At 62.3% G+C, this 12,531-nt stretch carries 10 protein-coding genes and 2 pseudogenes; all 12 read left to right on the forward strand.

What is annotated here, in order from left to right:
• Positions 1-11: 11 nt before the first annotated feature.
• The 12 genes and pseudogenes from ML401_RS09745 (at position 12) to hpaD (ending at position 12,513) form a co-directional block, all read left to right on the forward strand.
• The gene (locus ML401_RS09745; RefSeq protein ID WP_212065445.1) at positions 12-1,142 is read left to right on the forward strand and encodes an acyl-CoA dehydrogenase family protein; all 1,131 of its coding nucleotides are present in this window, start codon (positions 12-14) and stop codon (positions 1,140-1,142) included.
• A 14-nt stretch (positions 1,143-1,156) separates the two neighbouring features.
• Positions 1,157-2,344, forward strand: coding sequence for an acetyl-CoA C-acyltransferase (locus tag ML401_RS09750; protein WP_285811672.1), 1,188 nt, complete (start codon positions 1,157-1,159; stop codon positions 2,342-2,344).
• 22 nt (positions 2,345-2,366) lie between these two features.
• Positions 2,367-3,380 carry a nitronate monooxygenase family protein gene (locus ML401_RS09755; RefSeq protein ID WP_285811674.1) on the forward strand — a complete coding sequence of 338 codons (1,014 nt, stop codon included), beginning with the start codon at positions 2,367-2,369 and terminating at the stop codon, positions 3,378-3,380.
• A gap of 126 nt (positions 3,381-3,506) precedes the next feature.
• On the forward strand, positions 3,507-4,160 hold the full coding sequence (locus ML401_RS09760; protein WP_212065442.1) for a flavin reductase family protein: 654 nt from the start codon (positions 3,507-3,509) through the stop codon (positions 4,158-4,160).
• 182 nt (positions 4,161-4,342) lie between these two features.
• Positions 4,343-5,011: pseudogene (locus ML401_RS09765) on the forward strand (NADP-dependent oxidoreductase); the annotation flags it as partial.
• 162 nt (positions 5,012-5,173) lie between these two features.
• A complete protein-coding gene (locus ML401_RS09770) occupies positions 5,174-5,953 on the forward strand; it encodes an SDR family oxidoreductase (protein WP_211417965.1) in 780 nt (259 codons plus the stop codon).
• Between the two features lie 230 nt (positions 5,954-6,183).
• Positions 6,184-7,779 (forward strand): class I adenylate-forming enzyme family protein, encoded by a 1,596-nt coding sequence (locus tag ML401_RS09775; protein WP_285811680.1) that lies wholly within the window; start codon positions 6,184-6,186, stop codon positions 7,777-7,779.
• 98 nt (positions 7,780-7,877) lie between these two features.
• Positions 7,878-9,056, forward strand: a complete 1,179-nt coding sequence (locus tag ML401_RS09780; RefSeq protein WP_285811681.1) for an ABC transporter substrate-binding protein — start codon at positions 7,878-7,880, stop codon at positions 9,054-9,056.
• Positions 9,057-9,127: 71 nt separating this feature from the next.
• Positions 9,128-9,304, forward strand: a pseudogene (locus ML401_RS09785) (12-oxophytodienoate reductase); the annotation flags it as partial.
• 2 nt (positions 9,305-9,306) lie between these two features.
• Positions 9,307-9,456, forward strand: coding sequence for a hypothetical protein (locus ML401_RS09790; protein ID WP_285811682.1), 150 nt, complete (start codon positions 9,307-9,309; stop codon positions 9,454-9,456).
• A 529-nt stretch (positions 9,457-9,985) separates the two neighbouring features.
• Complete coding sequence (gene hpaE, locus ML401_RS09795) at positions 9,986-11,503, forward strand: 5-carboxymethyl-2-hydroxymuconate semialdehyde dehydrogenase (RefSeq protein WP_285811684.1); 1,518 nt, start codon at positions 9,986-9,988, stop codon at positions 11,501-11,503.
• A gap of 29 nt (positions 11,504-11,532) precedes the next feature.
• A complete protein-coding gene (hpaD, locus tag ML401_RS09800; RefSeq protein WP_285811686.1) occupies positions 11,533-12,513 on the forward strand; it encodes a 3,4-dihydroxyphenylacetate 2,3-dioxygenase in 981 nt (326 codons plus the stop codon).
• The last annotated feature ends 18 nt before the right edge of the window (positions 12,514-12,531 follow it).

Consider the following 12,531-nt stretch of genomic DNA (forward strand, 5'->3'; position numbering starts at 1 on the left):
GGGAGGATCGGATGGATATTCAGTTCACGGAAGAGCAGGAATTGCTGCGGTCCAGCGTCCAGCGGCTGCTGCGCGACCAGTACGACTTCGAGGCGCGGCGCAAGATCGTGGCGAGCGAGGAAGGCTTCAGCCGGAAGCAGTGGGCGGCTTTTGCCGAGCTAGGCCTTCTCGCTGCGCCGTTCTCCGAGGGCGCCGGCGGTCTCGGCGGCGGTCCGTTGTCGACCATGATCGTCATGCATGAGTTCGGCCGTCACCTCGTGGTCGAGCCATTCGTCGAGACGGTGGTGCTGGCCGGCGGATTGATCGAGCATGCGGGCTCGCAGGAGCAGCAGCAAAGCTTCATCCCGGACATCATCGACGGCTCGAAGATCTGGACGCTGGCCTGGACGGAGAAGGCATCGCGTTTCGATCTTTCCCATGTCGCCACGAGAGCGCGGCGCGAAGGGAGCGACTACGTCCTGACAGGCGCAAAGACCGCGGTGATCGCAGCGCCTTGGGCGGACTATCTGATCGTCTCGGCCCGGACCTCCGGCGATGACCGTGAACGCAGCGGCGTCAGCCTGTTCGTGGTCGATCGGCGCGCGACCGGCGTCGATCTCCAGAGCTTCAAGACCATCGACGGCCGCCGGGCCGCCGAAGTCAGCCTGCGCGATGTCCGCGGCCAATTGCTGGGCGTGGAAGGCGAGGGCGTTGCCGCGCTGGAAGCCTGCCGGGACCGCGCCATCGGCGCCCTCTGCGCGGAAGCCGTCGGCGCCATCGGCGAGCTGAACTCGGCGACGCTGGAATATTCCAAGACGCGCAAGCAGTTCGGCACCACGATCGGCTCGTTCCAGGTGCTGCAGCATCGCATGGTCGACATGTTCATCGCCCATCAGGAGGCGCTCTCCCTGATGCAGCATCTCAGCCTCAGCCTCAGCGACGGCGATGCCGGCCTGTCGCGGCTCGCCTCCGGTGCCAAGTCGAAGATCGGCTATGCGGGCAAGTTCGTCGCCGACCAGGCGGTGCAGCTTCACGGCGGCATGGGAATGACCGACGAGCTCAACGTCGGGCACTATTTCAAGCGACTCTCCTCCATCAACATTCAGTTCGGCGACCCCGCGTTCCACGTGCTGCGTTACGCGCAGCTGGACGCGGCCGCGTAAGCAGAGAGGCCAGCATGACGATTGAAGCAGTCATCGTTTCCACCGCAAGGACGGCCGTCGGCAAGGCCTACCGCGGCGCACTCAACAATACGGATGGTCCGACCATGGCCGGGCACGTGATGGCCGAAGCGGTAAAGCGCGCCGGCATCGCCCCGGGCGAAGTCGAAGACGTGGTCATGGGCTGCGCCATGCAGCAGGGCACCATGGTGATGAACGTGGCGCGCAAGGGCGCGATCCGCGCCGGCCTGCCGGTGACGGTCGCCGGCACGACCATCGACCGGCAATGCGCCTCCGGCTTGCAGGCCATCGCGGTGGCCGCACGCTCGGTGATGCTTGACGGCGTCGAGGTCGCGATCGGCGGAGGCATCGAGTCGATCAGCCTCGTGCAGAACGACCACATGAACAAATTCCACGCCGTCGACGACGAGCTGATGGCGATGAAGCCCGAAATGTACATGTCGATGCTGGATACGGCCGAGGTCGTCGCCGAGCGCTACAAGATCGGCCGCGACAAGCAGGACGAATACAGCCTCGAGTGCCAACGCCGCGTCGGCGCTGCGTTACAGGCCGGCCGCTTCAACGACGAGATCGTGCCGTTCACGACCAGGATGGCGCTGTTCAACAAGGACACCAAGGAAGTCACCTACGAGCAGGTGACGCTCACAAAGGACGAAGGCCCGCGTCCGGAAACCACCGCAGAAGGCCTCGCCAAGATCAAGCCAGTGTTCGAGGGCAAGACCATCAGCGCGGGCAATGCCAGCCAGCTTTCGGACGGCGCTTCGGCCTGCGTGATCATGAGCGACAAGATTGCGGCGAAGAAGGGCCTCAAGCCGCTCGGCATCTTCCGCGGCTTCGTCGCCGCCGGCGTCGAGCCGGACGAGATGGGCGTCGGCCCGGTCGCCGCGATCCCGCGGCTGCTCAGGCGCCATAACCTGAAGATCGACGACATCGACCTCTGGGAGTTGAACGAGGCCTATGCGGTGCAGGTGATCTACTGCCGCGACAAGCTCGGGATCGATCCGGACAAGCTCAACGTCAACGGCGGCTCGATCGCGATCGGCCATCCCTACGGCATGACCGGGGCGCGGCTCACCGGCCATCTCCTGATCGAGGGCCGGCGGCGCAAGGCGAAGTACGGCGTCGTGACGATGTGCGTTGGTGGCGGCATGGGCGCGGCCGGACTGTTCGAAATCATCCACTGAACGGTAACGCGGGAGATCATTCGTGAAGACAGCGATCACTGAACTGTTCGGCATCGAGCACCCGATCATCCAGGGCGGAATGCACTATGTCGGCTTCGCGGAAATGGCGTCGGCCGTCTCCAACGCGGGCGGGCTCGGCTTGATCACGGGCCTGACGCAGAGAACACCGGAACTGCTGGCCAAGGAGATCGCGCGCTGCCGCGATATGACGGACAAGCCGTTCGGCGTGAACCTCACGTTCCTGCCGACGTTCAGCGCGCCGCCCTATCCGGAATACATCGCGGCCATCAGGGAGGGTGGTGTCAGGATCGTCGAAACCGCCGGGCGCAGCCCCGAACAGTACATGCCGGCCCTGAAGGCGGGCGGCATCAAGGTGATCCACAAATGCACCTCCGTCCGGCACTCCCTGAAGGCCGAGCAGATCGGCTGCGATGCCGTCAGCGTCGACGGCTTCGAGTGCGGCGGCCATCCCGGCGAGGATGACATGCCGAACATGATTCTGTTGCCGCGCGCGGCCGAGGAGCTGAAGATCCCGTTCGTTGCCTCCGGCGGCATGGCGGACGCGCGCAGCCTGGTTGCGGCACTGGCGATGGGCGCTGCGGGCATGAACATGGGCACGCGCTTCATCGCCACCAAGGAAGCGCCGGTGCACGAGAACGTCAAGAAGGCGCTGGTCGCGGCGACGGAGCTCGACACCAGGCTCGTGATGCGCGCACTCCGGAATACAGAGCGGGTCCTGAACAACAAGGGTGTCGAGCAGCTGCTCGAGATCGAGCGCGAGAAGGGCAAGAGCCTCAAGATCGAGGACATCCATGAGCAGGTGGCGGGCGTCTATCCCAAGGTGATGATCGACGGCGACATGGATGCGGGCGCGTGGAGCTGCGGCATGGTCGTCGGGCTCATTCACGACATTCCAACGGTGAAGGAGCTGATTGATCGCATCATGGCGGATGCCGAAAGACTCATCCGGCAGCGCCTGACTGGCTTCCTCGACGGCGCCGGGCAGCGGCCGGCTGCGGCTCGGGCGATCGCGTAGGCGGAAGGACGTACCGCTTCCGGACGTTCTGACGGAGGCTATGCGCACGCATGTCATGCGTGCGTCGATCTTTGTTGAAGCTCGACGGGCCAGATCAACGGCCTTCGGCAGCCTCGGGGGTAGCTTATGGACCAGGCCGACTTCCACTACTATGAGCCGTCGAAAGGGCACGGACTCCGGCATAATCCGTTCAATGCGATAATCGCGCCGCGTCCGATTGGGTGGATTTCGTCGCGTAACGCAGCCGGCCAATTGAACTTGGCGCCGTACAGTTTCTTCAACGCGTTCCTCTACGATCCTCCCATCATCGGATTTTCGTCGATTTCGTGGAAGGACACCGTCAAGAACGTCAGCGAAACCCGTGAGTTCGTCTGGAATCTTGTCACCATGGATCTCGGCGAGCGCATGAACGTGACAGCGACGCCGCTCGATCACGGCGTGAGCGAGTTCGAAGCGGCCGGACTGACGCCGATACCCGGACGCCACGTTGCTGTGCCGCGGGTGGGCGAGAGCAGGGCCGCCATGGAATGCAAGGTCGTCGAGGTCTCTCAGCTGGCCAACGCACGCGGTGAAAAAGTCGAAGGCTGGTTCGTGCTTGGCGAGGTCGTCGCAGTCTACATCGACAAGGCATTGATCGAGGACGGTGTCTACAACACGGCACTTGCGCGCCCGATATTGCGCGCCGGCCGGGGTGGAGATTACCTCGAGGTCAGGACCGAGAACATGTTCGAGATGAAGCGCCCGGCTGGCAGCAGTAAACCGGAATTCCACGGCACCTGATTGCGCCGGAAACAGGCTCAACTGTCGGGCGCCAGGCCTTGGGTCGACAGGCCTCAGCCCGGCTTCGCAAAGCCGATGAGAGACTGAACGGAAAGCCTGTGCGGAGTCATATCCCCATCAAGACCCCGGGCCCCGCGCGTAAAGGCCAAGAGCCAGCAGGGAAAACGCGCTCATCACGACCGAAGCCTGCGAACATCAGCATGGAAGAGGCAGCGTCGATCCCGCTGGTGGGGCTGACGGCCTGGCAGGCGCTGGTCGAGGTGGGCAAGCTGAAGCCTGGCCAGAAGGTCTTCATCCAGGCCGGCTCCGGCGGGGTGGGGACTTTCGCGATCCAGCTCGCCAAGCATCTCGGCGCGGTCGTGGCGACGACGACGAGCGCGAAGAATGTCGAGCTGGTCAAGAGCCTCGGCGCGGACCTGGTCATCGACTACAAGACGCAGGATTTCGAGAAGGTCTTGTCGGGCTACGATCTGGTCCTGCACAGCCAGGACGCCAAGACGCTTGATAAGTCTCTGCGGGTGCTCAAGCCGGGCGGCCTGCTCATCTCGATCTCCGGGCCGCCCGACCCCGAGTTCGCCAGGGAGCAGGGCATGAACCTTTTCCTGAAACTGGTGATGCGCTTGCTGAGCCATGGTGTGCGGAAGAAAGCCAGAAAACTTGGTGTGCGCTTCTCGTTCCTGTTCATGCGCGCGCAGGGACAGCAGCTACGCGAAATCACGTCCTTGATCGAATCCGGCGTGATCCGTCCGCTCGTGGACAAGGTTTTCGCGTTCGAAAAAACCGGCGATGCGCTCGCCTATGTCGAGACCGGGCGCGCAAAGGGCAAGGTCGTGATCAGGGTGGCAGACTAGCATCCACGGCGGACCAACGGGAAATTACGATCCTGCCTCATAGAGCACATCGAGAAAGAACAGGATCATGGCTAAGAATCCTGTCGCAGGCGCGGCCCCATTTCTCGCGTGTACGATCGGAGAGCAGATCCTGAAGCCATCAAATGCATCGGAGGAAGCAACATGACCCCGTCCAGCCCCGGCACACAGACGTCTACACAGGAGGTTGCGCTCATAGTGGGTGGTGGCCCGGGCATCAGCTCGAGCTGCGCCAGGCTGTTCGCGGAAAACGGGATGCGTGTCGCCGTCGCAGCCAGGAATCCGGAAAAAGCCGTCCTTGAGACTCTCGAAAAGATGCACGGCGTGCGTCGGTACGCCTGCGATGCAAGCGAACCGGCGGCCGTGGCTCAACTGTTCGCGAACGTCGCTCGAGAGATCGGAGCGCCGAGGCTTGTCGTGCATAACATCGATGGCCGCGTTCCCGGCATTTTCCGCAAGGGCATTCTCGAAGCCGACCCAATGATGGCGTTCGAAACAATCCGAAACTCGGCATTCAGCGCGTTTCTGGTAGGTCAACAGGCAGCTCGGCTCATGCTCGGAAACGAACCCGACGTCAATGGTACGAGAGGAACGATCATCTTTACGAACGCCAGCGCGGCGCTCAAGGGCTTTCCATCAAGCGGTGCATTTGCGATGGCGTGCCATGCAAAGTCCGGACTCGCGCAAAGCATGGCGAGAGAATTGATGCCGCAGGGAATACATGTGGCGAATGTGCCGATCGATGCCGCGATCGGTTGGACGCAGGAGGACGGGACCCGCGCGCACCGGCTGGCGGGAACGACCGTGGACGACAACATGGCCGACCCTGTCCATATCGCGGAAACCTATCTGCAGCTGCACCGCCAGCACCGGTCGACCTGGGCTTTTGAAGTCGTGCTGCGGCCGTGGGTCGAGAAATGGTAATCGCGCTCAACTGATCCCTCCTAACAATTGCGTGGATGTAGATAATTCTAATTTGGAATTCTGCATTCGCGCCAAGAATCCCTCTCGTACCGGTCTATCGACGCTCGTTCGTCTTGACAGTTCTATTTTAGAACGGTTTACTCCGCCGGCCGATAAGAATGATGGGTGCGGACCTCCCGGTTGAAGGGGGCCGCGCACGTTGCCGAAAACAAGGCGCGAGGGAGGATGTCATGAGGAGCGTGGACGAGCTCACAGCAGCCGAACTGCTGGACGGCCTGCCGTCCAGGGTGCACGAGGTCTACGCACCGTTCGTGCGGGATATTCCGGATCATCCGGCTTTCATGGAAGGCGGGCGTGCCTGGAGCTACCGGCAGTTCTCGGATGCGGTCGACGCTGCGGCAGAGAATCTCGCCGAATTGGGCATCAGGCCCGGCGATCGCGTGATCATTGCCAGCGAGAACAGCGTGGCCCTCGGCGTGATGCTCTTCGCAGCGAGCAAGCTCGATGCCTGGGGTATTCCGGTCAATCCCCGCCTTTCGCCCCGAGAGATCGACCTGATCGCGACGCACAGCGGCGCCAGACGCGTTCTGTTCAACTCGGCGCTGTCGAAGGAAGCGGCCGATCATGCCACCCGCGCCGGTGCGACAATCGGCGCCGTGGGGCCGTTCGGCGGAATCGGCATCGGTCCTCTCAATGCGGATGCCGAAACGGAGCCCGTCGAGGAGGATGGCGCTCGCCAGGTCGCGGGCCTTCTATACACCTCAGGCACGACCGGTGCACCGAAGGGCGTCATGCTGAGTCACCGCAACCTCCTCTTCACCGCAAGGACGTCGGGGATCCTTCGCCGAAGCGGTCCAGGCGACCGCATTTACGGCGTGCTGCCGATGTCGCACATCGTCGGGTATTCGATCTTGCTGATCTCGACGCTGATGCACGGCGGCACGTTGCATGTCGTGGCCAAGGCCGATCCCGCTGCGCTGGCTCGCGCCATCGCCGAGGAAGGGATTACGAGCCTGTTTGGCGTACCTGCCACATATCAGCGTCTGCTCGAACACAAGGCGGTCAAGGGCATCCAACAGCTCGAACGGGGCAGCCTGCGGATCATGGCCGTCGCCGGCGCTCCGCTCGACCTCGATCTCAAGAAGCGGATCGAGGACGAGTTCGGAATTCCGCTGCTGAACAATTACGGCATCACGGAATGCTCACCGGGACTCACGGGGGTCCGTTCGGAGCAGCCTGTCCCGGACGAGTCGGTCGGCCCGTTTCTTCCTGGCATTGAGCGCCGGATCGTGGACGGGCGAGGAAAAGAGGTGGCGACCGGAGAGGTGGGCGAACTGCACGTTCGAGGTCCGAACATCATGCTCGGCTACTATCGTGCGCCCGACCTGACAGCGGCGGCGATCGACGAGCAGGGATGGTTCAACACGGGGGATCTCGCGCGGGTGAACGACAAGGGGAATCTCTACATCGCTGGTCGCACCAAGGAGCTTATCATCCGCTCCGGCTTCAACGTTTATCCCGCCGAGGTGGAGGCGGTCCTGAACGCTCACGACCAAGTCGTTCAATCGGCCGTCGTCGGACGAAAGGTCGAGGGCAACGAGGAGGTCGTCGCATTCGTTCAGCTTCTCCCCGGCGCGAGCATCGGCGCGGAAGACCTCAAGGCATACACGGCCCAATTGCTCACGTCCTACAAGCGTCCGACCGAATTGATCGTGCTTGACGCTCTGCCCTCGGCCTCCACCGGCAAGATATTGAAGCACAAGCTACGGGAGATGGCGAACGAACAGGCCGCCCCGAAGACGTCCCGCGCTGCAGCTGCTGGCTGACGGATGTCGGGAGTGCTTTGAACGGAATATGCCCCACAGGAAAGAACGGTGAGCGACGGACCTGTCGCCGAAGGGAGATGACAATGTTGAGAAGCGCCATGATTGTAGCCGCGCTCGCGGCATCCATAGCCGGCGCGCATGCGCAGACGCCGGGCGTCACTGAATCCGAGATAAAGATAGGAGCGACGTTCCCTTTCAGCGGCCCCGCTTCGCCGCTCAGCAATACCGGAAAGGGCATGATCGCCTACGTCAATTCGATCAACGAGCGTGGCGGCATCAACGGGCGGAAGATAAACCTCGTCACCTACGACGATGCCTACAGTCCCCTCAAGACGGTGGAGCAGACCAGGAAACTCGTGGAAAGTGACGAGGTCGCGTTCCTGTTCGGCCCGCTGGGTACGCCCGGCATCAGCGCTACTATCAAGTACGTCAACGCGAAGAAAGTCCCGCATCTGTTTGTCGTGAGCGGAGTCACGAAATTCACGAACTTCGCTGAATTCCCCATGACCACGACGGGATTGCCGAGCTACGACACCGAGGGACGAATCTACGCGAAATACATCACCCAGACCCGGCCGGACGCGAAGATTGCCATCCTGTATCAGAACGACGATCTGGGTAAGGACTTCGTCAATGCATTCAAGGGCTATTTGAAGGACGATTTCGACAAGAAAGTCGTCGCGTCGTCCTACGAAGTGACGGAGCCGACCATTGATTCCCACGTCGTTTCGCTGAAATCGTCTGGCGCATCGGCGTTCTTGGTGGCCGGCACGCCAAAATTCGCAGCGCAGGCCATCAAGAAGGCCGATGAGATAGCCTGGAAGCCGCTGTTCCTGATCAACTTCGTTTCGAGCTCGGTGTCTTCGACCATCGTCCCCGCAGGACCGGAAAAGGCCGTAGGCATAGTCGCCGCGACGATCACCAAGGATCCGAATGACAAGAAGTGGGCCGACGATCCCGGCATCAAATGGTATCGCGAATTCTTCGCCAAATACCTGCCGGGCGCAGATATCGGAGACAACAATTACCTGTTCGGGACCCAGCAGGGACAGCTCCTGGAGCAGGTGCTCAAGCAATGTGGCAACGATCTCTCGCGGGAGAATATCGTCAGGCAATCGCGCAGCATCCGCGGGCTGTCGCTTCCCACTGTCATACCAGGTGTCATCATCAACACGGGCCCCGAAAGCAGTATGGCGTATACGCAGCTGCAGCTGCAGCGCTGGAACGGGACCACGTGGGAGCAATTTGGTAGTGTACTCAGCGCCGACGGGAAGTGAATTGTACCTGCTGAACACGCTGCGCAGGTGATTTGAGCCCGTAACGCGATCAACTGAATCATGGAGCACGGATGTCCAGCGGCGTTCTTTTCCGGCCTTTCAAGCTGAAAGGGCTGAACTTGCCGAACCGGGTCGTGATGGCGCCGATGACGCGCTCATTCTCTCCGGGCGGAATCCCGACCGAGGACGTCGCGCAATATTATCGTCGGCGTGCCGAAGGAGCGGTCGGCCTCATCATCTCGGAGGGGTGATGTTCTACGCCCCCTACCTGACCAACGCCGATCTCGGCTCGGGCGGCGAAGCGGAGGGCGGAGCGGCCTTCGTTGCCGGCGAAGGTTCGCCCTTTGCTCTCATCATCGTGCCCGTCCCGGCGCAGACGGGTTCAGGTCACCCGCATTGAACGGCGGACCAACCCCTTACGGCTTGTGGGAGGAGGTCGTTCGCGGCCAGCCCAGGCAGATTGGCGTTTGAGGGGGAGTTCGAGAAACTCCCCCTTCTATCAAACTGTTCTTATGCCGGCATTCGGAGGTTCGCTGCTCCGGCCCAGCCGGCAAGCTGCTGACCCCCGAATTGCCGACGGAGCTGGCCTGGATCTGAGCGGCTGCGCCAGGACCGCGCCTGCAAGTGCGTCGACGCCCGTCGCTTCGCTCGGTGCAAGCGCAACAATCCCTCCATCTAGAATTGATCCGATTGGGACTTCCCGACGATGTCGGCAAGATCCGGGCGTTCGGTCGTGGAACCTCTCGTGCCGGGTTCGCGCTCGGGGCGCGAAAGCGCTTGACACGGGTCGGAATACTTAACATGTTAAAGATATCGAATGACGTCCCGGCTTGATGCGTCGGCAGGGGCGATGCCATTCGTCACTGGCTTTGCGAAAACAAACAGCGGGTCGCTGCCCATGCGGCCCGGCAGAAAGGGAGTGAACCGTCGTGTCCAAGCTTCAGGAAAACATCGACAAGGCGGAGCGCCACCTTGCTCGCTTCAAGGAGAAGGGCGTGCTCAACCGGATCGGCGGCGATGACGTCCCGGCTGCCGACGGCGCGACGTTCGAAACGATCTCTCCTGTCGATCTGAAGCCGCTTGCCAAGGTGGCGCATGGCAAGGCCGCGGATATCGACCGGGCCGCGAAGGCCGCGCACGCAGCCTTTCCGCAATGGGCCGAGACATCCGGGGAGGCCCGGAAAGTACTGTTGCACAAAGTTGCCGATGCCATCGTCGCCCGCGCCGAGGAAATTGCCTTCGTCGAATGCATGGATACCGGGCAGTCCCTGAAATTCATGGCCAAGGCCGCGCTGCGGGGCGCCGAGAACTTCCGCTTCTACGCCGACCGCGCGCCCGAGGCGCGCGATGGCAAGACGCTTCGCACCGACGGCCAGGTCAACATGACCACCCGCGTGCCGATCGGTCCGGTGGGCATCATCACGCCCTGGAATACGCCATTCATGCTCTCGACGTGGAAGATCGCGCCGGCGCTTGCGGCCGGCTGCACCATCGTTCACAAGCCGGCCGAATTTTCGCCGCTGACCGCGCGTCTCCTGGTCGAGATCGCGGAAGAGGCCGGCCTGCCCAAGGGCGTCTGGAATCTCGTCAACGGTCTTGGCGAGGACGCCGGCAAGGCGCTGACCGAGCACCCGCTCGTCAAGGCGATCGGCTTCGTCGGGGAGGGCCGCACCGGCTCGATGATCATGAAGCAGGGCGCCGATACCTTGAAGCGTGTTCACTTCGAGCTCGGCGGCAAGAACCCGGTGATCGTGTTCGCCGATGCCGATCTCGATCGTGCCGCGGACGCGGCGGTGTTCATGATCTACTCGCTCAATGGCGAGCGCTGCACCTCTTCCTCGCGCCTGCTCGTCGAGGCGAGCATCCATGACAAGTTCACGGCGATGGTTGCGGAGAAGGCCGGCCGGATCAAGGTCGGACATCCTCTCGATCCCGAGACCGTCATCGGTCCGTTGATCCATCCCGTCCACGAGAAGAAGGTGCTCGGCTATTTCGAGATCGGCAGGTCGGAGGGCGCGACGATTGCTACCGGCGGCCGCAAGGTCGATGGTCCCGGCGGCGGCTGCTACGTCGCCCCGACGCTCTTTACCGGCGCCAACAACCAGATGCGCATCGCGCAGGAGGAGATCTTCGGCCCCGTCCTGACCGCGATTCCATTCAAGGACGAAGCCGAGGCGCTCGCGCTCGCCAACGACGTCCAGTATGGCCTCACCGGCTATCTCTGGACATCGGACGTCACGCGCGCCTTCCGCTTCACCGACCGGCTGCAGGCCGGCATGATCTGGGTCAATTCGGAGAATGTGCGCCACCTGCCGACGCCGTTCGGCGGCGTGAAGAGCTCCGGTGTCGGACGCGACGGTGGAGATTGGTCGTTCGATTTCTATATGGAGACGAAGAACGTGGCGTTTGCCACCAAGGCGCATAACATCCAGAAATTGGGCGGCTAAGCGGTCCGCAGCAGATCAAGGAGGACATCATGGCATTGCCGACGCCTAACCTTTATCCGCCGTTCAATATCGTACGTCTCAGTCATGTCGAATTTGGCGTGAGCGATCTTGCCAAGTCCCGCGCGTTCTATGTCGACACGCTCGGCTTGCAGGTGACCGACGAAAGCTCCGATGCGATCTACCTTCGCGCAATGGAAGAGCGCGGGCACCATTGCATTGTGCTGAGGAAGTCCGACAAGATCGAGGCCCGCGATCTCGGCTTCAAATTGTTCGGCGAAGAAGATCTCGACAAGGCCGTCCACTTCTTCAAGAGCAAGGGTTTGCCGGTCGAATGGGTGGAGCGTCCCTATCAATCGCGCACGTTCCGCACCCGCGATCCCCACGGCATTCCGCTCGAGTTCTATTCCAAGATGGACCGGCTGCCGCCCATCCATCAGAAATACGCCCTCTACAAGGGCGTGAAGCCGCTCCGCATCGACCACTTCAATTGCTTCTCGCCGAACGTCGATGAATCCGTCGCCTTCTACAACGAGATCGGCTTCCGCGTGACGGAGTACACGGCGGATGAGGAGACCGGACGCTTATGGGCCGCCTGGACCCACCGCAAAGGCGGCGTTCACGACTTGGCATTCACCAATGGCCGCGGCCCGCGCCTGCACCACACGGCATTCTGGGTGCCGACCCCGCTCAACATCATCGATCTGCTCGACCTCATGGCAACGACGGGGTGGGTCTCCAACATCGAACGTGGTCCCGGCCGCCACGGCATCTCCAATGCCTTCTTCCTCTACATCCTCGATCCCGACGGTCACCGCATCGAAATCTACTGCTCGGACTACCAGACGGTCGATCCCGATCTCGAGCCGATCAAATGGGACCTGAAGGATCCGCAGCGTCAGACGCTGTGGGGAGCGCCCGCGCCGAAATCCTGGTTCGAGCACGGCAGCCTCTTCGCCGGAGTTGCGCCGCGCGACGCCGAGCTGGCGGCCCAGCCGATCATCGCCCCCTGATCGAGGCGAGAACACAGT

Source organism: Bradyrhizobium sp. 62B, assembly GCF_030272265.2.
Lineage (GTDB): Bacteria > Pseudomonadota > Alphaproteobacteria > Rhizobiales > Xanthobacteraceae > Bradyrhizobium.